Annotated in this window: 19 protein-coding genes; 9 read left to right on the plus strand and 10 right to left on the minus strand. The window is 47.2% G+C overall.

Annotated elements, in window-relative coordinates:
- Window positions 1-135 precede the first annotated feature (135 nt).
- The 4 genes from MARGE09_RS06745 to MARGE09_RS06760 all read left to right on the plus strand — a co-directional run bounded on the left by MARGE09_RS06745 (window position 136) and on the right by MARGE09_RS06760 (window position 4,840).
- Window positions 136-1,806 (plus strand): AIPR family protein, encoded by a 1,671-nt coding sequence (locus MARGE09_RS06745; RefSeq protein ID WP_236986577.1) that lies wholly within the window; start codon window positions 136-138, stop codon window positions 1,804-1,806.
- Between the two features lie 94 nt (window positions 1,807-1,900).
- Window positions 1,901-3,706, plus strand: a complete 1,806-nt coding sequence (recQ, locus tag MARGE09_RS06750; RefSeq protein ID WP_236986578.1) for a DNA helicase RecQ — start codon at window positions 1,901-1,903, stop codon at window positions 3,704-3,706.
- A gap of 23 nt (window positions 3,707-3,729) precedes the next feature.
- Window positions 3,730-4,638, plus strand: coding sequence for a VOC family protein (locus MARGE09_RS06755; protein WP_236986579.1), 909 nt, complete (start codon window positions 3,730-3,732; stop codon window positions 4,636-4,638).
- A 1-nt stretch (window position 4,639) separates the two neighbouring features.
- The gene (locus MARGE09_RS06760) at window positions 4,640-4,840 is read left to right on the plus strand and encodes a hypothetical protein (RefSeq protein ID WP_236986580.1); all 201 of its coding nucleotides are present in this window, start codon (window positions 4,640-4,642) and stop codon (window positions 4,838-4,840) included.
- Window positions 4,841-4,854: 14 nt separating this feature from the next.
- Here the strand turns inward: MARGE09_RS06760 and MARGE09_RS06765 are convergent, their stop codons facing one another.
- From MARGE09_RS06765 to MARGE09_RS06790, 6 genes are all read right to left on the minus strand, one after another.
- Window positions 4,855-5,580 carry a 16S rRNA (uracil(1498)-N(3))-methyltransferase gene (locus tag MARGE09_RS06765; RefSeq protein ID WP_236986581.1) on the minus strand — a complete coding sequence of 242 codons (726 nt, stop codon included), beginning with the start codon at window positions 5,578-5,580 and terminating at the stop codon, window positions 4,855-4,857.
- Between the two features lie 77 nt (window positions 5,581-5,657).
- Window positions 5,658-6,512: a methylenetetrahydrofolate reductase [NAD(P)H] gene (gene metF, locus MARGE09_RS06770; protein ID WP_236986582.1), complete on the minus strand. Its 855-nt coding sequence runs from the start codon at window positions 6,510-6,512 to the stop codon at window positions 5,658-5,660.
- A gap of 81 nt (window positions 6,513-6,593) precedes the next feature.
- On the minus strand, window positions 6,594-8,000 hold the full coding sequence (gene ahcY / locus MARGE09_RS06775) for an adenosylhomocysteinase (protein WP_236986583.1): 1,407 nt from the start codon (window positions 7,998-8,000) through the stop codon (window positions 6,594-6,596).
- Between the two features lie 55 nt (window positions 8,001-8,055).
- Complete coding sequence (metK, locus tag MARGE09_RS06780; RefSeq protein ID WP_236986584.1) at window positions 8,056-9,210, minus strand: methionine adenosyltransferase; 1,155 nt, start codon at window positions 9,208-9,210, stop codon at window positions 8,056-8,058.
- Between the two features lie 28 nt (window positions 9,211-9,238).
- Window positions 9,239-10,219: an ArsR/SmtB family transcription factor gene (locus tag MARGE09_RS06785; protein WP_236986585.1), complete on the minus strand. Its 981-nt coding sequence runs from the start codon at window positions 10,217-10,219 to the stop codon at window positions 9,239-9,241.
- A gap of 84 nt (window positions 10,220-10,303) precedes the next feature.
- Entirely contained in the window at window positions 10,304-10,585 is a 282-nt protein-coding gene (locus tag MARGE09_RS06790; RefSeq protein WP_236986586.1) for a hypothetical protein, read from the minus strand.
- 147 nt (window positions 10,586-10,732) lie between these two features.
- On the opposite strand from MARGE09_RS06790, the gene MARGE09_RS06795 reads away from it, so the two are divergent.
- Both MARGE09_RS06795 and MARGE09_RS06800 read left to right on the plus strand, forming a co-directional pair.
- Window positions 10,733-11,422 (plus strand): 2OG-Fe(II) oxygenase, encoded by a 690-nt coding sequence (locus MARGE09_RS06795; RefSeq protein ID WP_236986587.1) that lies wholly within the window; start codon window positions 10,733-10,735, stop codon window positions 11,420-11,422.
- A 115-nt stretch (window positions 11,423-11,537) separates the two neighbouring features.
- Window positions 11,538-12,191 carry a class I SAM-dependent methyltransferase gene (locus MARGE09_RS06800; RefSeq protein WP_236986588.1) on the plus strand — a complete coding sequence of 218 codons (654 nt, stop codon included), beginning with the start codon at window positions 11,538-11,540 and terminating at the stop codon, window positions 12,189-12,191.
- Between the two features lie 59 nt (window positions 12,192-12,250).
- On the opposite strand, the gene MARGE09_RS06805 is transcribed toward MARGE09_RS06800, so the two are convergent.
- A complete protein-coding gene (locus MARGE09_RS06805; RefSeq protein ID WP_236986589.1) occupies window positions 12,251-12,844 on the minus strand; it encodes a Crp/Fnr family transcriptional regulator in 594 nt (197 codons plus the stop codon).
- 80 nt (window positions 12,845-12,924) lie between these two features.
- Between MARGE09_RS06805 and MARGE09_RS06810 the strand changes: the two genes are divergently transcribed.
- The 3 genes from MARGE09_RS06810 to MARGE09_RS06820 all read left to right on the plus strand — a co-directional run bounded on the left by MARGE09_RS06810 (window position 12,925) and on the right by MARGE09_RS06820 (window position 14,688).
- Entirely contained in the window at window positions 12,925-13,656 is a 732-nt protein-coding gene (locus MARGE09_RS06810; protein WP_236986590.1) for an SDR family NAD(P)-dependent oxidoreductase, read from the plus strand.
- Window positions 13,657-13,665: 9 nt separating this feature from the next.
- The gene (locus tag MARGE09_RS06815; RefSeq protein WP_236986591.1) at window positions 13,666-14,349 is read left to right on the plus strand and encodes a TVP38/TMEM64 family protein; all 684 of its coding nucleotides are present in this window, start codon (window positions 13,666-13,668) and stop codon (window positions 14,347-14,349) included.
- A gap of 81 nt (window positions 14,350-14,430) precedes the next feature.
- A complete protein-coding gene (locus MARGE09_RS06820) occupies window positions 14,431-14,688 on the plus strand; it encodes a hypothetical protein (protein ID WP_236986592.1) in 258 nt (85 codons plus the stop codon).
- Between the two features lie 78 nt (window positions 14,689-14,766).
- Here MARGE09_RS06820 and MARGE09_RS06825 read toward each other — a convergent pair whose 3' ends face one another.
- The 3 genes from MARGE09_RS06825 to MARGE09_RS06835 form a co-directional block, all read right to left on the minus strand.
- Window positions 14,767-19,266, minus strand: coding sequence for a glycoside hydrolase family 6 protein (locus MARGE09_RS06825; RefSeq protein WP_236986593.1), 4,500 nt, complete (start codon window positions 19,264-19,266; stop codon window positions 14,767-14,769).
- A gap of 1,323 nt (window positions 19,267-20,589) precedes the next feature.
- Window positions 20,590-21,018 (minus strand): hypothetical protein, encoded by a 429-nt coding sequence (locus tag MARGE09_RS06830; protein WP_236986594.1) that lies wholly within the window; start codon window positions 21,016-21,018, stop codon window positions 20,590-20,592.
- 53 nt (window positions 21,019-21,071) lie between these two features.
- Window positions 21,072-22,286, minus strand: a complete 1,215-nt coding sequence (locus MARGE09_RS06835) for a pyridoxal phosphate-dependent aminotransferase (RefSeq protein WP_236986595.1) — start codon at window positions 22,284-22,286, stop codon at window positions 21,072-21,074.
- Between the last annotated feature and the right edge of the window lie 90 nt (window positions 22,287-22,376).

Below are 22,376 nucleotides of genomic sequence, written 5' to 3' on the forward strand. Positions count from 1 at the left end.
ATGGCCGCCTTTTTTGTATGTGAACGTACTATATAGCTTTAAGTTCTTAGCATAGATAAACTTGAGGCGTTCTATTATGCTGAAATCCATATTGGGCTTTCCTTTCAGTGAATTAAACGTATGAGGTGAAAAAACATGGATATTAATGCAAGCATTGTTGATCAGCGGCTCAACGGCATTGTTGACGATCACCCTGATTTTTTTCCTAAGGGGCTGGATAGTCAGCGTAAAAAATCTTACGCATTTGTTCTATATTGCGTAAAAACGGCTTTGGGTCTTGGATTGAGTGAGGCTGCCGATTTGATGACAGAAGGGACGAAGGATACTGGTGTTGATGCAATTCATATTGGGGATGTGGATGACGGGGAATTTGAAGTTACTCTATTTCAAGGTAAGTATAAGCATAAGGATTTAACTGGAACGGCTAACTTTCCTGAAGGTGGAGTCAAAGCTGCGATATCAACAGTCATAACTCTTTTTGATCCATCTAAACAGATTTCAATGAATGAGCGCCTAAAGCCAAAGGTGGAGGAGGCTCGTTCGTTAATTCGGGATGGATATATACCAGTTGTGAAAATGGTTCTATGTAACAACGGTGCACGCTGGACCACATCGGCCGAAGATCTAATTAAAAATTCTGGTTTCTCTTCAGAGCAAGTGAGCTGGATACACCTCAATCATGAAGAAATTGTTCGTGTGCTAAAAAGCTCTAAATCTGTCGATGACACAATAAAGCTTCATGGTGCAGCAATTATTGAAGATTTCAACTTCCGTCGAGTACTTGTTGGTAAGGTTTCGATTAAAGAGGTCGCAGAGCTTTTTAATCGCAACGGAGAGCAATTGTTGGAAAGGAATATTCGCCGCTATTTGGGTGTGAATAGAAATCGAGTAAATGCTGCAATTCATAGCACACTGCTAGACGAAGAAAAGAGGAAAAATTTCTATTTCTTTAATAATGGCATTACTATGATCTGTAATAAGTTTAGGCATAATGCATTACAAGGGAAGGATTACCAGTTAAATTTGAATGGCATTCAAATTATTAATGGCGGGCAATCGTGTAAAACAATACAAGAAACCTTCAATGCGCCAGACTCACTCTCAGATTTTAGTGATACCTATATCCTATTGCGATTATATGAGTTAGCTGAAGATGATCAAGATTTTGTACAGGATATTACTTATGCGACCAATAGCCAAAACCCAGTTGACTTGAGAGATCTTCGTTCAAATGATGATGTACAAATGCAGCTTGAGATTGGGATGAGGGATTTAGGTTTTGAATACAGACGAAAAAGAGATGAGACCGCCGTTAAGAATGATCAGCTTTCTAGTTCAGTGGTCGGAGAGTCTGTTCTTGCCGTTTGGAGGAAGAAACCGCATCAAGCAAAGTTTCGGCGTAAAGATATTTTTGGGAAATTATACAATGAAATTTTTGATGGTTTGAACTCTGCGCAAGCGATTATTGCAGCCATTATATTTCGACTGGTCGAGAATGAGCGTAAAAGACCCGTGCAGAAAAATCCGCCCTTGTTTTTGCCTTATGCTTCGCACTATAAAGCGATGCTTGTGGGTGATGTATTAATTAAGGATTTAGGAGTGACTTTCCCTGAGGTTGATCATAAAGTATGTGAGAAAGCATTGGTTCATCTTGATGAAAAATTCTCTGAATATCAGGTGGAAGTTCAAAATAAAATCCAGAAAGCTTTGGGAAAACTTTACGGCGGTCGAGATGTTTCCCTCCAGCAGTTATCTGCAACATTTCGGCGGGGAGACTTATTGTATTATCTTGATGATTATTTGTGATTTTTAGGCTCTTTAACGACTGTTAAGGAGCAATATGTCTTTTGTGTGGAGTAGGCCTATGAAAGATATATTGCTCATAAATAAATGAGATGAAATGCAACAAACTCCAATATCCATTTTAGAGCACGTCTTCGGTTACGATAAATTTCGTGGTCAGCAAGAGGCTATTGTTAATGCCGTTGTTGGTGGTGATGATGCGTTGGTGATTATGCCGACCGGTGGTGGTAAATCGCTGTGTTATCAAATACCGGCTTTGCTGCGCCCAGGTGTTGCCATTGTGGTTTCGCCATTAATTGCGTTAATGCAAGATCAGGTAGAAGCCCTGCGGGCTTTGGGGGTGAAGGCGGGTTTCTTGAATAGCACCTTAACGCCGCAAGAAATCTACGATAACGAGCAATCCATACAAGCAGGCCAGCTTGATGTGGTTTACATCGCGCCGGAGCGATTAATTCAAGCGCGTACGATTAATTTATTGCAGCACAGCCAAATTGCTTTGTTTGCTATAGATGAGGCCCACTGTGTGGCGCAGTGGGGGCATGATTTTCGCGCTGATTATTTACGCTTAGATGTGTTGCACAATGAGTTTCCTGCGGTTCCTCGCATTGCCTTAACGGCAACAGCCGATACGCGCACGCGACAAGAAATTATTGATCGTTTAGCGCTGCATAATGCGCAACAATTTATTGCGGGCTTTGATCGACCGAATATTCAATATCGTATTCAGCCCAAAGATCGGCCTCGTCAGCAGTTAATTAAGTTTTTAAAGCAAGAGCACGATGGCGATGCTGGGATTATTTATTGTTTGTCGCGCGATAAAGTAGAAAAAACGGCAGCCTGGTTACGTGAAGAAGGTTTTGATGCCTTGCCGTATCACGCCGGCTTGCCTCCAGAAATTCGCGCTAAGCATCAGCGTCGCTTTTTACGCGAAGATAGCGTGGTAATGGTGGCGACTATTGCTTTTGGTATGGGAATAGATAAACCCGATGTGCGTTTTGTAGCGCATTTAGATATGCCCAAAAGTATTGAAGCCTATTACCAAGAAACAGGCCGGGCCGGCCGAGATGGCGCACCTTCCACCGCACTGTTGTTATACGGTTTTGAAGATGTCGTTAAGTTGCGGCAAATGACCAGTAATAGTGAAGGCAACGAGGCGTTTCGTCGGGCTGAGCAAGAGCGCCTTAACGCCATGCTGGCTTTGTGTGAGCTGGCCAGTTGTCGGCGACAAACATTATTGCGTTATTTTGATGATGAATTGCCCAAGCCTTGTGGTAATTGCGATACCTGTATCGAACCGCCGCAAACTTGGGATGCCACCGAGGCTGCACAAAAAGCTTTATCATGTGTTTACCGCACAGGCCAGCGCTTTGGTGTTCAGCATGTGGTAGATGTGTTGCGTGGCGAAAAAAATGATCGCATTAAACAGTATGGTCACGACCAGTTAACGACCTTTGGCATTGGCAGTGATATTTCTCAACATGAGTGGAAGGGGCTGTTTAGGCAGTTGGCCGCTCTGGGTTATTTGGATGTCGATCGTGAATTTGGTAGCTTACTGTTAACCGAAAGCTGCCGTACGCTTTTACGCGGTGACCAAAGTATTCAGTTGCGAAAAGACGCTAAAATCACCACTAAAAAAGGCAAGCGCCAAGCGATTGAGGTTGACCACGACGATTTGCCGCTGTGGCATGCACTGCGGCAATGCCGGCGGCGCTTATCAGAAGAGTATGGCGTGCCGCCTTATGTTATCTTTCATGATGCGACCTTAAAGCATATGTTAGAAGTTCGCCCGCAAAATACCCAGCAGCTAATGCAAGTAAGCGGTGTGGGTGATGCTAAGGCGCAAAAGTATGGGCAAGAATTCCTAGATGTAATACGTAATTACGAATACTCTAGCGGGCAATAATTTTTTATACGCGAGGAAGTGGAATGAAGCTACAAGGTTTACTCTTAACGGTTTCTATATTGCTGGTGGGTTGTGGCAATTTATCCGTTAAATTACCCGCTGTCACTGACAGCAATAACACTCCGAGTTTGCCAGGAAAGGTCATATGGCATGACTTAATTACCGGTAAACCCGAAGAGTCTATACGTTTTTATTCAGGTTTATTCGGCTGGGAGTTTGAAAAGCTAAGCATCCGTCGTGGGCTTTTTAAAGCGTTGGATTATTATATTATCTCGCTCAATAATGAAGTTATTGGTGGCATGGTCGATCAGAACGATTTGCGCGTAGATGTTAATTTGTCGCAGTGGGTCGTGGTTTTATCGACTGACAACCTAGATGCGGCAGTGGCAAAAGCACGCGAAGAGGGCGGCTCAGTTATCGCTGAGCCGGTGGACCTAAAAGCACGCGGCCGTATTGCTGTTGTAGAGGATAAGCAGGGCGCGTTATTTGCGCTATTGCAAACCAAAACTGGAGACCCTACTGACAAACCGGTTATCTCGAGCGGTGATTTCTTGTGGAACGAGCTGTGGACTACGGATGCAAAAGCTGCGGCAACCTTTTATCAAGCTATATTGCCCTACACCGTTGTAGAGCACGAGGTTAAAAATACAGAGCGTAGCTATCGGGTGTTAAGTGCGCAAGGTGAGCCACGTGTAGGGGTAATGCCAATGCCGGTTAAAGATTTAGCGCCAACTTGGGTTGCTTATCTGCGCGTAGCCGATTCGCAAAGTTTAGATGCCATGCTCGCTAAAGTTGCTACTCTAGGTGGAAGCGTGCTTTTACCTGCTCAAGATCGTTTAGTTGGTGGTCGCGCGGCATTAATTGCCGGCCCTTCTGGCGAAGGCATAGCACTGCAAACATGGTCTTTTGAAACTGAAAAAGAAGGGAATTAATATGAAACTAAAACGGCTTTTAAATTCTCGATTGTTAAAGCTTGCAGCTGTTGCTGGTGTGCTTGTTTCCCTTTCTGGCTGTGAGCCTCAGGTCTACGGCAGTGTAGGGATGTCGACATCAAGTTTTGGCTCGTATAATTCGCGTTATGGCTCAAGCCCAAGGATGAGCGGTAGTATTTCTGTGGGCGGGCGAATATTTTAATTGCGCGGGTGAAGTTAAAAATCGCCCCAAGCCATTTGCAGTACGCTAAGTGCTGTAAGTGGGGCGGTTTCTGTTCGTAGTACGCGTGGCCCCAGCGTTAGCACATTAAAGCTATTTTTTTGCGCTAGTGTAATTTCTTCGTCACTCAGCCCGCCTTCTGGGCCAATTAGCAATGTACACGACTTAGCTGCGCTGTAATCGTGTAGCTTTTTATCGCTGCGGTGGTGCAATACAAGATTTAAGTCGCTATGGTCGCCGGCAATAAATTGATTGAAATTCACTGGCGCGTTTAATACAGGCAGAATATTCAGTTGGCATTGTTCACAAGCGCTGATAATAATGCCTTGCCAGTGTGCTATTTTTTTCTCCAGCCGTTCACCACTGAGCTTTACTTCGCAGCGCTCCGTAATTAGGGGGGTTATTTCTGTAACCCCTAGCTCCGTTGCCTTTTGCAGTACTAAATCCCAGCGCTCGCCGCGTGATAAACCTATTGCTAAGTGGGTTTTTAAAGGTGAAGCTCGGTTTTCTGCGTTGAACGCTCCAACTTCGACACGGACACTTTTCTTATTAATATCGATGATGGTTGCTTGATATTCGCCACCGTGACTATTGAATAGTACTAGCTCGCGGCCAGTGCTCATACGTAGCACTTTACCAAGATAGTGTGCGATATTATCTTCAAGCTCGACTTGTGAATTACTGGCGAGTGTAACGGTGGTGTAAATACGGGGTATGCGCATAAAAAAGCTGGTCGATAAAATGAAATGTGTGGCACCAGTGTGGCGCCACGGTTTTTATGGGGCTGATCTTTGTTTGGTTAGTCTTTGCCCGGTATTAAGCCGAGGTTTTCAATTAGCGTGGTTGTCGGCTGTGCATTATTCATTGTATAAAAGTGCAAGCCAGGGGCATCATTTTCAAGCAGTGTTTCGCATAGTTCGCTAACAATATCTAAGCCAAAGGCTTTAATGCTGTCGGTATCATCACCAAAGGCTTCTAAGCGCTTGCGCATCCAGCGTGGAATTTCGGCGCCGCAATTGGTGCTAAAGCGCGACAGGCTTTGATAATTGGTGATGGGCATAATGCCTGGGTAAATAGGCTTATCTATCCCGGCTTCCATACAGCTTTCGATAAAGTAAAAATAAGCGTCTGGATTATAAAAGTATTGCGTAATAGCCGAGTTAGCGCCGGCGTCGAATTTTTGTTTTAAAAAGTCGACATCGCTATCAAAGCTTTGAGCTTCTGGGTGAATTTCGGGGTAAGCAGCAACTTCTAGATGGAAGTGATCGCCAGTATGTTTGCGAATAAACTCCACTAATTGGTTGGCATAAACCATTTGGTAAGAACCACCCATGCCAGAAGGCATGTCGCCGCGCAAAGCGACTAATCGGTCAATGCCCATGTCTTTGTATTCATTGAGCAGGGCGATCATCGATTCTTCATCATCGCCACCAAAAGATAAATGCGGTGCGACTTGACTGCCTGCGGTTTTAATAGCGTTAACACTGCCGATGGTGTTATCGCGGGTGGAGCCACCAGCTCCGTAGGTTACTGAGAAAAACTCAGGCTCGCAGACGGCTAATTCTTTATGAACGTTAGCGAGCTTCTCGCGGCCTTTTTCTGTTTTAGGCGGGAAGAACTCAAAACTTAAACGAAGAGGTTCAATATCACTCATGGTTAATACCTAGTGGGTTGTGCCGATGTAAAGGCCTTATTTTACACGGTGTGCAAAATAAGGCTGTGCCGAAAACAGCGATTAATATTTATAGCTTTCTGGCTTGTAAGGGCCTTCTGCTGGAACGTTAATGTATTCTGCTTGTGTTGTTGTTAACTGTGTGAGTACGCCGCCAAATCCTTCGACCATCGCCTTGGCTACTTCTTCGTCCAGTTTCTTGGGTAGTACTTTAACGTATATATTTTGCGCTTTTTCGCTAGCGGGTAAATCGGCAAATTTAGCTTCGTAGAGGTGAATTTGCGCCAGTACTTGGTTAGCAAAGCTGCCATCCATAATGCGGCTAGGGTGGCCGGTGGCATTACCTAAGTTAACAAGGCGGCCTTCAGATAAAAGCAATAAATGGTTATCGCTCGCTTTGTCGCGATAAACTTTGTGGACTTGTGGTTTAACTTCTTCCCATTCCCAATTCTTGCGCATAAAGGCGGTATCGATTTCGTTGTCGAAATGGCCAATATTACAAACAACTGCGCGGCTCTTTAAGGTTTGCAGCATAGCCGCATCACAAACATTGATGTTTCCTGTAGTTGTTACGATTAAATCGGTAGTACCTAAAAGTAGGGTGTCAATGTCTTCTACTTTTCCTGTATTGGCGCCGCCTTTATAAGGTGATACGACTTCGAAGCCGTCCATGCAGGCTTGCATGGCGCAGATGGGATCTATTTCGCTGATTTTTACAATCATACCTTCTTGGCGCAGTGAAGCTGCAGAACCCTTACCGACATCGCCGTAACCAATAACCAGCGCTTTTTTACCGGACAATAGGTGGTCGGTGCCGCGTTTAATGGCGTCGTTTAAGCTATGGCGACAACCGTATTTGTTATCGTTTTTAGATTTGGTGACGGCATCGTTAACGTTGATGGCAGGGACTTTTAATTCGCCTTTTTCCATCATCTCTAATAAACGGTGTACCCCCGTGGTTGTCTCCTCAGAAATACCGTGGATGTTATCGAGTAGCTCGGGGAAGCGGTTGTGAACCATTTCGGTTAAGTCGCCGCCGTCGTCTAGAATAATATTTGGCTCCCACGTAATACCTTCTTTTTTAATGGTTTGTTCAATACACCACAAAAACTCTTCTTCTGTTTCGCCCTTCCAAGCAAATACAGGAATGCCGGCGGCGGCAATTGCAGCGGCGGCATGGTCTTGCGTTGAGAAAATATTACAACTCGACCAGCGAACTTCAGCACCGAGCTCGACTAAAGTTTCAATAAGAACGGCTGTTTGGATTGTCATGTGGATGCAACCCATAATTTTTGCATCTTTTAGTGGTTGTGCATCTTTATATTGTGTTCGAAGTGCCATCAAGGAGGGCATTTCGCCTTCGGCAATTTGTGTTTCGCGGCGGCCAAAAGCGGCTAGCTCGTTAAAATGGGCTTGGTCTTTGGCGCCGACTTTAAAATCGGTAAAATTATTTGCAGCTGTAATAGTCATTAAATTCTCGCTTGGCGCAGCTTTAATTACTGCGCTAAAAAAAGTGTTTGTTAAATTAAAGCGCTGCTTTTAATGCAGCGGCTTTATCGGTGGCTTCCCATGTGAATTCGGGTAATTCGCGGCCGAAGTGGCCGTAGGCGGCCGTTGCGCGATAAATAGGGCGCAGTAAATCAAGCATTTCGATTAAGCCGCGAGGGCGCAAGTCAAAATGTTCGCGTACCAGTTTCGAAATTTCAATGTCGCTTATTTTTCCGGTACCAAAGGTGTCGATGGAAATAGACGTTGGTTCGGCAACACCAATGGCATAGCTGACCTGAATCTCACATTTGTCGGCTAGGCCTGCGGCCACGATATTTTTGGCAACGTAACGACCAGCGTAGGCCGCTGAGCGATCCACTTTTGATGGGTCTTTACCACTGAAGGCACCGCCGCCGTGGCGAGCCATACCGCCGTAGGTGTCTACAATAATTTTACGGCCTGTTAAGCCGCAATCGCCCACTGGGCCGCCAATAATAAATTGGCCGGTAGGGTTAATGTGGTACTGGGTGTCTTTGTGTAGCCATTCAACGGGCAGTACCGGTTTGATAACCTCTTCCATAATGGCTTCTTTGATGGTCGCTTGCGATACATCGGGCTCGTGTTGTGTCGACAAAACAACGGCATCGACAGCTACCGGTTTGCCATTTTCGTAGCGCAGTGTCACTTGGCTTTTGGCATCTGGGCGCAACCAATTTAGCTTGCCGCTTTTACGCAAATAAGCTTGTTTTTCGACTAACCGGTGTGAATAAAAAATGGGGGCAGGCATTAGTACGTCAGTTTCGTTGGTCGCAAAGCCAAACATTAGGCCTTGATCACCAGCGCCTAAATCTTTATTGGCGGCTTCGTCTACGCCCATAGCAATATCGGCACTTTGTTTGCCAATGGCATTAAGTACAGCGCACGATGCTCCGTCAAAGCCTACATTGCTGCTGTTATAGCCAATATCTAAAATCACTTGGCGAACTAAGTCTTCTAAATCGACATAAGTACTGGTGCGCACTTCGCCAGCTATAATTGCCATGCCGGTTTTTACAAGTGTTTCCACAGCTACGCGGGCGTGTTTATCTTCCGTTAATATTGCATCCAAAACGGCGTCGGAAATTTGGTCTGCCATTTTATCGGGGTGACCTTCAGAGACAGACTCCGAAGTAAATACACTGTAATCAGCCATGGTAGTTCCTCAGCTAGAAAGTTAAAAATTACTGTTTAAGAAATTGTTGAATTTGAATTTGAAAACCGTTACGAAGCGCAAAGTAAGTGCTGTGGCCTTGCGTAAGCCCTGTTGCGGTTGCCCAATTTTTTAAGTCGTCGGCTTCAAAGCCTAGCCATATATCGCCGCAGGCTTCTCGCGCCCATTCTTGTTGGTGGCTGCATAACTCAGTCACAATTAACACGCCGCTAGGAGCCAGTGCTTGGCTTACATCAGCAATCACTTGAGCGGGCGATGGCGTATGGTGCAAAACCATATTAATAATTGCGCAATCAAAGGCTTGCTGTTCTTTAAGGTTGCGCGTATCGCCTAGGGTGAAGTTAATATTGTTAATTGATTTAGCGCGCTTTTTAGCGCTAGCGAGCATGCGCGGACTGTTGTCCAGCGCGACAACCCAATCGAAATTTTCGGCCAGTACGGGTAAAAACTCCCCTTCGCCAGGGCCAACTTCTAGCGCGCGGCAATGCGCTTGTATTGGCGAAAGGCTCAGGACTTCGGCAACTTGCTTTGCATATACGTCAAAGCTTGCAATAAGGTCTTGCTGGGCTCGGAATTTATCGGCGTTTTCTAGAAAAAATTGGTGGGATGTTTGAGTGCGTTCTTGCCAAATAGTATCCAGTGCTTTTTCTAAGTCGAGGCTAAGTGGGATATTGTCGAGCTGCTGGAATATCGCGCTTTTAGCTGTTGCGAGCGGGTCGGTAGTCGCGATATGGGCGCGGCGATAAAAAATCGAATTACCTTCGCGGCGTGTGCTCACAAGACCTGCGTTGGCAAGTACTTTTAGGTGATGGCTAATACCGGATTGCTTCACACCAAAGGCATGGGCTAGCTCTAGTACGCCGTAAGAATCGCGAGCTAATACTTGTAAAACACCTAGGCGCAAGTCATCACCGGCGGCCTTCATAAGTGCGGCGAGGTCGCCCGTCATTTGGTGGGCGCTAGGTATTAAAGGCGTCTTAGCGGCTTGCATGCGCGCAAGTGTAGCAGTGTGGCAAACCTATATCAAAATATTTTGATATAGGTTTTGGTGAAATCCTAGCGGGTTGTGCCGCGGCTATGGCTGTGGATGCAGTTGAAAGCCAAAGTAATATAAAATTGCTAGTAACATCAGCAAGATAGCGCTACCCGCGTACAGCATCTTGCCGGCATGAGCGGCGTGCTGCCAATGTGCCGCGCAGTAAACTAATGCCACTGGCGGTAAAAGCACCGAGAGTACGCCAAAGACATAGCGCTTATTGCCCAATGCGGTAAGAAAAGCAAACAGCCAGCCGATGAAAAACAAGCTGGCGCCAAGGGCGCCAAAAATAATAAGGCAAACTAAAACGATGGAGGTCATTGTGCGCGCCGTGCGGTTACAGAAAGGCGAAAGATTATAAAGCCTTATGTGGCTCTGCCAATGTGTAGTCGCATAAAGTCGGCACTTAATGCGGGATCTACCTGAGTTAGCGTTATAGTACAGGCCTTACAGTATGAGACGGTCCAAATGAAAAACGATGGCGTGCAGCCTGCTTTAAGTGAGCTATTAGATGCTGCGGCGTATGAAGCGGCAGATCATGTATTAAGTGGTATGGCAGAAGAAATATACCGCGACGGCTTTAGTGTGCGAGAAAACGCATTGCCTAGTACTATTGCCGAGGCGATGGCGCAAGCGGTATTGGCAAAACCACTTGCTGATTTCAACCGTGCAGGCATTGGCCGTGCCGAAACACACACCCATAACGAAGCTGTGCGCTCTGATCGCATTCACTGGATAACATCGGAATCGGCAGAGCACCTTGCCTGGTTAGCGTGGGCGCAAGCGTTTAAAAACCATATCAATCGGCGCTTGTACTTAGGGCTTTTTTCCTTTGAAAGCCACTTTGCCCATTATGCGCCGGGTGATTTTTACAAACGCCATAACGATGCCTTTAAGGGGCAGGCCAATCGCATGTTGTCGCTAGTGGTGTACTTAAATCGCGATTGGGATGTAAACAATGGTGGTGAGCTGGTGTTGTACAAAACAGAACAAGACCAAGAGGGTATTCGTGTAGCGCCGCGCTTTGCGACTGTGGTTGCTTTTTTGAGCGAGGAATTCCCGCACGAAGTCTTGCCTGCCACATGTGATCGCTATTCCATCGCCGGTTGGTTCCGCATTAATTCCTCCAACAGCAAAAAGATTGACCCGCCGAGTTAGCCCTTGTTAATGCTGTTAGGTGAACGCGGTGTTTAACAGTACAATGCCGGCTCTTACGTAGCGAACCGTTCCGGTTTTGGCTTGTTGCGTGTTATTCACCCAACAGGTTATGGCCATGTCCCTTTTCCGTGTTCGTTATCAAACGATTGAGTTTGATGACTACGATATTCACCTGCGTACGCTAAAAGATAAAAATCAGTTTTCCGACCCCTTAGGCGAAGCCGATGCTTTGGGGATTTCTTCTGCGCAGTGGTCATTATTTGGTGTGGTGTGGGAATCCAGTGAGGTGCTGGCCCGCGAAATGCAAAGTTATGTGCATGATGGCAAGCGTATACTTGAAGTAGGCTGCGGGATTGGCTTAACAAGCATGCTATTAAATGCGCGCAATGCTGATATTACCGCGACAGATTACCACCCTGAGGTGGGCGCTTTTTTGGTTGAGAACGCCAAGCTTAATGACGACAAACAAATCCCTTTTTTACGTACTGGCTGGGCCGACTTAAGCGATGGTTTAGGTACTTTTGATGTTATTGTTGGCAGCGATTTATTGTATGAAAAAGAGCATGTAGAGCTACTGTCGCAGTTTATTGATAGGCATGCCAACGCCGAGTGCGAAGTTATTTTAGTGGACCCAGGCCGTGGCCACCATTCGCTGTTCAGCCGAGCCATGGTTGCGCTGGGGTATTCGCATACGCAGTATAAACCCGATCAAAAAGCCTATGCATTAAAGCCGTTTAAAGGGCAGGTGCTTAAGTATACTCGAGCTTAAGGGCACCTCTAAAAATGCACTTTTTCCGCGATAGCGGCATCAGCTCCGTCCTCGAGTCCTCATTTACACCACGTAAACTGCGGCTCTCCGGGCGGTGCTTCTTTGCTCTCACAAAAAAAATCACTATTTTTAGAGGTGCCCTTAACTCTTTTCTTAATGCGGCTGAGCCCAACGCCTGTTATGCCTAAGTATTTTGCTAAATCATTTTGGGTAATTTTGCTAACAACATCTGGCGCTTCCTGCACAAATGCACGGTAGCGCTCCTCTGCCGATAAACACAGAAATTCATATTCACGCTTTTCTTTCTTCATGGCCAGCTGCAGTAGCAATTCAACCATGTGATTGGCCAGCGCGTGGTCTGTTTGGCTGTGCTTGTAAATAGCTGCAAAGGGGATTTCCAATAGCTGGCTGTCTTCTAAGCACATTAAGCCGAAAGAACAAGGCTCGCCGCTATAAGCCGAAGATAAATTGCCAATAATATTCTCTGGCGAAATAAAAGATTTAATCAGTTCCTTGCCGTCCGAGGTTGTGTAGTAAGCCTTCAGTAAGCCCGAGCCTAGCCAATAAATGCAGTGGCTGTTAGTACCTTGTTGAAACAGGTGCTCGCCTTTCTTTTTCTTGATGGGCTTGCCTATTGTTTTTGCGAGTGCCATAAAATTCATCGTTGTTAACCTGGGTTAATGCTCTTTAATTATAGCCTTCCTACACTGGCCTTTTCGGTGAAGAGGGCGATATGGAGTTGAGTAATAAGCGCATTGTGATTACTGGCGGCACTGCGGGCATTGGTTTGGAAATGGTAAAACAACTTTGCCGCAATAACGAGGTAATTGTTATTGCGCGTGATGAATCAAAGCTCAAAGCATTGGCTCAAACGTTAGTTTCAGTGCGAACCTTTCAAGCCGACCTTTCTAATATGGCAGAGGTGGCATCAGTGGCGCAAAGTGTAACGCGGCAGTTTGAATCCATCGATATACTAATTTGTAATGCGGCTGTGCAGTATACGCCCATGTTGCTAGATGATGATTTTCGCCCCGAAAACATTCAGCGTGAAGTGAATCTTAATTTTACCGGTATTGGCTATTTGGTTCACGGTTTGCTCCCCTCGCTACATAAAGACACGCCTTCAAGTATTTTGCTTATCAACTCCGCTTTAGCCTTAACCTCCAAGAAAACATCTGCCGTGTATTGTGGTACTAAGGCGGCCTTAAATGGTTTTGCCCAATCACTGCGCTACCAGCTGGAAAATACCAATATTATGGTTCAGCAAGCGTTTTTACCGCTGGTAGATACAGCCATGACGCAAGGCCGAGGTAAGCACAAAATGTCAGCCAATAAAGCCGCCGAGCAAATATTGCGGGGCTTGGCATTAGCGGTAGTGGATAACGATATTGGCAAAGTTCGTTGGCTTCGGTTGCTTTTGCGTTTGGCGCCATCCTTCGCACAACGCATTTTAAAGCATAGTTAGGAGGTTGTTATGAGGTCGATGCTAAAAGTATTGTTAGTTATTAGCTTAATCTTCGCGGCAACCTTTTTAGTGATGAAGTCAATGGGTTGGCTTTCGGTAGAGCAGGTTGCCGGTTGGCTAACGCAGGCTTCCAAACTTTCACCGCTGACGCTTGCAGTTATTGTTATCACGCTATTGTTTTTAGACCTTTTTATTGCCATGCCGACGTTGACTATCATCATATTGTCGGGCTATTTTTTAGGTTACCCTCTAGCTGCCATTGTGGTTTTTGTGGGCATATTGCTGTCCGCGTTAATTGGATATGTTCTAAGTTTTTATTGTGGCGAGCGCTTACTTTGCGTTTTACTAAAAAATGATTGTAAGCGTTGCGAGGCGATAGCTGCATTTAATGCCAATGGTGCGGCAATGATCATATTAGCCAGAGCCATGCCGATATTGCCAGAGGCCACCGCATGTATGGCGGGCATCTCAAAAATGCGCTTTTCACGATTTATGGGTTATTGGCTAATTGGGGCTGTGCCCTATACGCTTATTGCCACTTATGCTGGCTCTATTAGCTCTTATACCAACCCAAAACCTGCACTGTTAATCGGTTTGGCGCTGTCTTTTAGTTTATGGCTATGTTGGTGCGGTTATTTTCATTTAAAGCGTCGTGCGGTGAAATATAAACAGCGCGATCAAAAAGCCCTATAGCTTACTTACAAGAGCAATGCCTTGAAAATATTCGTTTGAGCGCAAGATTGCCTATGAGTGATAAAGCCGAGGAAGACCTAAATGGAAATTAAAATGTTTGTTGATCTCGCTATTGTGATGGGCTTGATTGGCGTGATATGGGGTGCGGTAAAGCTGGTGGCTTACTTTAAAAAGCACAAGGCGAATACTGAGCTATGGGCAACAGTTTTTGACGGGCTAACCCATAAGTTGGCAGACCTTACACCATTAAAGGTGCCTGAATCCTACATTGAGAAAAAAGCCAAAAGGGATGGGCTTGATAAGGATGCTGTAAAGGCTGAGAAGGGTGATAAAGGCTAAGGTACTTTGATGTTTGAAAATGTTATAGGCATAAAAAACGGCCCGAAGGCCGTTTGTGGTTGCATTTTTAGCGGGATACTAGAGGCTTAACAAGTAGGCTGTAATATCTTCAGCTTCTTCATCTGTGGTAGCAAAACCCAAATCCGCCATGCTCTTCACGCCGTCAAATAGAGTGTCGAAGTCTGTGGTTCCTTTCGGGCCACCTAGTTTTGCTGGGCCATGACATGCTGCACACAGCTTGTCGGTGTAAAGCGTTTGCCCTTTGCTTACATCGCCTCGAGTGGCTTCTTCAAATGTTAAGAAGTAAGCTGCAACATCAGCTGCACACTGACCTACACATTCTGTATTATTCTTTTGCATGCGGGCTTCAATATAGCTAGCCATTCCACTTGGGGTTGTTCTGTTGAGGTTTTGTGGGTCAATTGGGACAATACCGTCGTTTGCACTATTTCCGTGACAGTCAGAGCAATTGGCTATATTACCTGCCGCGATACTTGCAGCTTCTTTATCCCAGATGGCCTTACCGTTACTCGCGTTACCGGTAAGTTGATCGGTATGGCAGCCATCTACATTGACAGTTAAGCCTGCGGCGGTATCGGGACAACTATCGAGATCATCTGTTACGCCGTCGCTATCAGTATCCATAGGAGCTTCTGGCAGTGTGAGGAAGTAAGCGGCAACGTCTGCTGCGCACTGATCATTACAAGGGTTGTCTTCAGAGGGCATGAAGACAGCGATGTAATCAGCCAGTTCAAGCCCTTCCTCTAAGGGTTTAACTGGGTTGTTAGGGTCGATCGGTTTGAGCGAGCCGGGCGCATTAGCAAAGTTGCCATGACAGCCAGAGCAAGCTTGGCTGGTCCAGATCCCTTTACCTGTTTCGGCATTGCCCGTTAACTCACTCGCAGCGCAACCTTCTAAGTTGATAGGGGCGTCAGCTGGCGTGTTGATGCAATTGTCGAGATCATCTGTTATGCCGTCGCTATCAGTATCCATCGGAGCTTCTGGCAGTGTGAGGAAGTAAGCGGCAACGTCCGCAGCACACTGATCATTACAAGGATTGTCCTCAGAGGGCATGAAGACCGCGATGTAGTCAGCCAGTTCAAGCCCTTCCTCTAAGGGTTTAACAGGGTTGTTAGGGTCGATCGGTTTGAGCGAGCCGGGCGCATTAGCAAAGTTGCCATGACAGCCAGAGCAAGCTTGGCTGGTCCAGATCCCTTTACCTGTTTCGGCATTACCTGTTAGCTGACTAGCCGCACAACCTTGACCGTTAATTGGCGCAACTGCAGGTGAGTCGGCACACATGTCAACAGCATTGTTAACGCCATCACCGTCACTATCCAATTGCACAGCAGCACAACCGTTACCATCTACCATGCTATTTGGCGCTGTGGCTGAACACATGTCGTCGGCATTGCTTACGCCGTCGTTGTCGCTATCCAATTCCGAATCGGCACAGCCTTCGGTATTGGTTGTGGCACCGGAGGGGGTGGTTAAGCACTGGTCAGTCGCATTGCTAACGCCATCGTTATCGTCATCAAGCTGGCTAGGTGAGCAGCCTTGGCTGTTGGCGGTTTCCATGGCCGGTGTGTTGTCACACTGGTCGTTGGCATCAACAATACTGTCGTTATCGGTATCGCGCTCGCTGGCGGCACAGCCTTCGGCGTTTACGCTGGCGTTGGCTGGTGTGCTTAGGCACTGGTCTGCGTTATCCATTACACCGTCGTTGTCACCGTCGCGTTGGCTAGCAGAGCAGCCTTCGGCATTGGCGGTTTCGTTGGTTGGAGTGGCTGGGCATTGGTCGGCAGAGTCATCAATGGTGTCGCCATCGCTATCGGATTGCGAAGGTGAGCAACCTTGTGCGTCAGCGGTTTCGCCAGCTGGCGTGTTGCTACACTGATCTACATCGTCGTTAATACCGTCGTTGTCGCTGTCGCGCTGGCTTGGGGCACAACCATTAGCATCGGCTGTTTCATTGGCTGGCGTGTCGGCGCAAGTATCGGTGTTATCGAAAATACCGTCGTTGTCGCTATCGGTTTGTGACGGTGAACAACCTTGTGCATCGGCAGTTTCACCGGCTGGAGTATTATCACAAGTGTCGGCGTTATCAAAAATGCCGTCGTTGTCGCTATCTACTTGGCTTGGTGAACAGCCTTGGCTGTTGGCAACTTCGCCTGCAGGCGTGTTATCACACTGGTCGTTGTTATCGAAAATGCTGTCGTTGTCGCTATCGCTTTGTGATGGCGAGCAGCCTTCGGCATTGGCGGTTTCATTGGCTGGTGTGTTGTCACAAGTATCGGCGTTATCAAAAATGCCGTCGTTGTCGGTATCGATTTGGCTAGCCGAGCAGCCTTGCGCGTTGGCAGTTTCGCCTGCTGGGGTGTTATCACACTGGTCGTTGCTATCAAATACGGTGTCGTTATCGCTATCGGTTTGCGAAGGCGAGCAACCATTGGCATCAACACTTTCTGCGTTAGGGGTGTTTGCACACTGGTCTGCATCGTCGTTAACGCCGTCGCTGTCGGTATCGCGCTCGCTAGCGGCGCAACCAAACTCATTAACACTGGCGTTGGCTGGCGTGCTTAAGCATTGGTCTACACCATCTTCTATACCGTCTTCGTCTGCATCAACAAAGTTTTGATCGTCAGAACAACCTTTTGCATCAACAGTTGCATCGGCTGGGGTATCGGCACACATATCGAGTGCGTCATTTACGCCATCGTTATCGGTGTCGCGCTCGCTGCGTGAGCAACCTTCGTCATTGGCTGTTTCGCCAGCGGGGGTGTTGTCGCATTGGTCTTTGTCGTCGGTAACGCTGTCGTTATCGCTATCGAGCTGCGAAAGTGCACAGCCATCGGCGTTAACATCGGCGTCGGCTGGTGTTTCTAAGCACTTGTCGTCGGCATCGTTAACGCTGTCGTTATCGGTATCAACAAACAGCTGCGCATCGGAACAACCTTCAGCGTTTACAGCAGCACCAGCTTCTGTATCAAGGCACTGATCTACGGCATCGTCTACGCCATCATTGTCGTTATCTATAACAAGTTGTGCATCCGAACAGCCTTGCGCATCAACGCTACTGTCAGCTTCGGTGCTGGGGCATTGGTCCATAAAGTCGGCTACGCCGTCAGCATCGCTGTCGGTGGGCGTGAGCGGGTCGGTAATCATCGTCATTGCAATGGCTGGGTTTGCGTTTTCTACCAGCATCACAAAGTGCTCGTGGAACCAACTACCGGCTTGCGGTGCACCTGCAAGTGCATCGGCGTTATCGGGGCCGCACATAGCTTGGGTGTTGCCGTCAGATTCGCCAGGTGTTTTCACCCAGTAGTAGGCATCAACGTAGGGGCGATCGCTGTCGGGCATGGCTTGCGGTAACTCACCGATACCAGCGCCCTTAACGTTACACCAGTTGGTGCGGTCTACGCGAGAATCGGCGGCGGCATCTGTGCCCCAGCCGTTACGTGAGGTATCGATAATAAAGCCTAGGTCGTCAGCAAAGCCGCTAGCTTTAAGTTCGGTGTACAGCGCATCGACGAGGCTGTTTTCGTCAAGGACGTCGGCAGTGGTGTCTGAGTTGCTAGCATTAAGGTTTGGCTCTTCAAGTGGAGCGTAGTTAGCCGTGTTGCTGGCAAAACCGCGTATTACATCAAGGCTCTCGCTCGGGGTGGCGCCTTTTACAAGGTCGGTAAAGCCTGTCACAACGTTTTGACGCTTGTCGCCCCAGCCCAGTTGGTCTGAGTTTGCAATATCGAGGTAGGTGTAAACGTTGGGGATATCCGCGAACTTAGCGATGGCGTACTGAATACCCTCTTCATACAGCTTTTGGTTGTTGGCATTATCACAGGCGGCAATGTCTAAGTTGCTTAGCATGCTGGCGTACGAGTTAGGCTCAAGTACGGTCACGATACGAATGTGAGGGTATTGCGCGAAGGTAGCGGCAATCGCGTCGATATAATCTTCTTTGTAGGCCTTCATTCCGTCCATATCGGATTGGAGTGTGCCGTTGCTGTTTTGCGTTGTGCAGTCACGATCTGGAAGGTTATAAACCGTGACGACGGCTGTTATAGGCTGCAACTGTCCTTCAATCGCGTGATCTTGCTGTTGTGCTTTTGCGGCATCAAAGTGGCCGGCTAAGCCTTGGCGGCTATCGCTACCACTAACTGCTGCAATGCTGTCTAGCCATATAGCGCTCGGTAAGTGCTTAATGGTTTCCATTTTTTGGGCAGTATCTGACGCTGGGTCTAGCCTAGCGATAGATTCGTTCATTGAGGTAGCAATACCGGGGTTAACGTAAAAGTGCGCACCTTCGAAGGGGTTGCCGTCGGTAATAATATTGGGGGCTAGCTCTGGACCTGTAGAGGAGCTGGAGCTACTCATCGCTATGCTGCTTGAGCTGACGCTATTTGTGCTAGATGAGTCAGTTTGCGCGCTGGAGCTTACTTCTCCTGCGGATGAGCTACTGTGTTTGGGGATGAAGAAAATGGAGTCTCCGCTACAGGCACTTAAGCCTGAAATAAACGACCCCAATATTATTGCGCGTAATGCCGTGGATTTGGCCCCGCGTAAACCTTGTTGCAACATAATTGCATGCTCCGATTAAAATAGTTTGATGACGCGTTAATTAAAGCGTTGACACCATCCGTGTACGCATCTCGCAATTTTGCACGGTACGAAATTCGTCTATGCTTAAGTTTTGTTATTTATGCGATTGCCGGCATATTGTTCGCCGTTGTGTCTTTGCGTAAATCTTTATCCGCTTACAAAGCCCTCAATTTGCACCGGATAAGGGGCGCCGAATTTACTGCATGCGCCGTTGTTAATCCACGCCAAAAAAAAGCAATTGCGTGTGCAACGTCACAAATGAAGGGGCTGTAAATATCGGCGGCCAAGCAGGAGCATAGAGCTAAATGCGGTGATTTTTATCGTGATACCGAAATCATTGTGAGGCGGTTTGCAAACTGTGTTTGGTTATCGGTCAGAACCTTTAACTAGGCCACACTCTCAAAATAAATTAATTTTATTTTGGCTGTTTCCCAACCTGTTTTTTTATTGATTTTGCGGTGTTGTTTATTTGTTGCATACGCCTCAAAAATTGTTGCCACCCGCGCCAATCGGTCGATTGCCATGCTTTTATGAAAGTTTTTTTATTTAAATTGGGCGATTTTTTGTGAATTTTGCCCGTTTTGATCGATGACTTAAATATGCATTGAATTCGCGATATTGTTTTTATCACAGGCTGCTTGTTTTTATGGCTAACGATTTATCTGTGGTGGAAAAACAACACATTATAGGGATCTCTAAAAATAGTAATTTTTGCGTGAGAGCAAGGAAGCACCGCCCGGAGAGCCGCAGTTTACGTGGTGTAAATGAGGACTCGAGGACGGAGCTGACGCCGCTATCGCGGAAAAAGTGCATTTTTAGAGATGCCCTATAGATAACTGGGTTGCTGCGCCGAATGTCGGGCGCCAATTAACCCCCCAAAATTAATCGCATATGCCCCAGCAGCAATTAGGTTTAAGGTACTCCATATTTGCTGCGAAAAAGCGCGATGCTAATGGGCGCTCAAACCCTGAGCGAATAAAAGCTTGCAATAAATTATTGGATTTTAAAGCTGCGGATTATTATTGGGCAGTGGGGTGATAAACCAAATAAGGGTGTTTTGCCCCCAAAAAAGCTATCTTTAGTCGAGGCGCTGCCTATGCTGGTAGGTGCTATTGCGCATGCAGCGGCACAGAGCTTGGCCATATATTTAGGGCTAAAGTACCCCGACAAAACACACCGATAAAAACACACAAAGGCAGGTTCAATTACTGATGGGCAGCAAACGCGCAGGTAATAATCTAGTGCGCGCGGCTCACGCTCTTAAATAGTTACCTGAAATATTCGTCTGTTTGGCTTGCTGCTTTAAAGCTGGCGCGAGCAAGCCATAAGGTTTTTGACAAGTATGGCTAGCGTATTTGAGGTGCCGTTTTGGAGCTCTTGCCGCAACTGGTTAATCAGTAAGTCGGCACTGCCGTGAGGTTCTATCGGGTTTAGCTCGCTGCCGGTTTGGGCGCTATTGAGCAGTAAAAAGGTGCGGTGGCTAAGTGTTGCCTCCTCGATACCTTCGCGTTTGATCAAACCTTTGTAGCTTAAATAATCGCTATTGGCTAACCACAATAATGTGCTTAAGCAAGACTCGTGGCGCTTGCTGTGTAGGCCAAAGTCATCGGGTGTATCTGGCCCAGAAATATCTTCGACATACAGCGTAATATGGCGTGGAAAGGTGTTGTAGAGCGTAACGAGAATGTTGGCGGTATCGCGATAAAAATCGTCTATGTGGATGTCAGTCATTGTTGTTGCAGCATTCAATGGGGCCGCCCTGTGCTTATAGGGCGGCGCGCCGGTTAAAATTTATAGTTTTGCAGGAAGTCGCCAAAGCTATTGATGGCACTGGTGATCTCTTCTTTAATCGGCAGGAAGACGACCCGCAGGTGATCGGGTTCTTTCCAGTTAAATGCTGTGCCCTGCACCAGTAGCACTTTCTTTTGAATTAAAAAATCCAAAATCATTTGCTGGTCGTCCACGATAGGGTAGCGGTTAAGGTCTATTTTAGGGAATAAATAAATAGCACCTTTGGGCCTTACACAGCTAACGCCAGGTATTTGCGTTAGGGCATCCATAGCGGCATTGCGCTGCTCAAATAAGCGCCCGCCTGGCGCGATGAGTTCGTTAATGCTTTGGTAGCCGCCCAGTGCTGTTTGCACTGCAAACATGGCGGGCACGTTGGCGCATAGGCGCATAGACGATAGCATTTCTATACCTTTAACGTACTCGGTGGCCAAGTGCTTGGCACCACTAATAACCACCCAGCCAGAGCGAAAGCCCGCCAACCGGTAGGATTTAGAAAGGCCGTTAAAGCTGAGGCAAACAACATCTTTAGCGAGCCGGCCCATGGGGATGAACTCGGCATCGTCGTAAACAATTTTGCTGTATATCTCGTCTGCAAAAATGACAAGGTTGTGTTCGCGCGCGATATCTACAATTTGCTGGAGCACATCTTGAGAGTAAACCGCGCCAGTCGGGTTGTTTGGGTTGATCACAACGATTGCCCGGGTGCGCTTGGTTATCTTGCTTTTGATATCGTCGATATCGGGCATCCAATCGGCTTGTTCGTCGCATACGTAGTGCACAGCTTTGCCGCCGGCTAAGTTCACAGCTGCGGTCCATAGCGGGTAGTCTGGCGAGGGAATTAACACCTCTTCGCCGTCGTTAAGTAAGGCTTGGTTGGCCATGACAATCAGTTCGCTAACGCCGTTGCCCAAAAATATATCGTCGATATCAACATTCGGTATGCGCAGCTTTTGACACTCTTGCATAATCGCTTTGCGGGCAGAAAATAGCCCTTTAGAGGCAGTGTAGCCCTGGGCACCACGCATGTTGTGAATGACATCGGCGATAATCTCGTCGGGTGCATCAAAGCCGAAGGGGGCGGGGTTGCCGATATTCAGCTTGAGGATCCGGTGGCCTTCGTCCTCTAGGCGTGTGGCGTGCTCCAGTACGGGGCCACGGATGTCGTAGCAAACGCCATTGAGCTTCTGAGATTTGTTAATACGTTGCATGGTTACCTTTTAAATTTGGGGTGGCAGCGTGTGCGTTACTGTATGAGTTTAGTCTGCCGGTATTGCTTCGTCGTAACAATAAGCCTTAGG

The organism is Marinagarivorans cellulosilyticus, assembly GCF_021655555.1.
Taxonomy (GTDB): domain Bacteria; phylum Pseudomonadota; class Gammaproteobacteria; order Pseudomonadales; family Cellvibrionaceae; genus Marinagarivorans; species Marinagarivorans cellulosilyticus.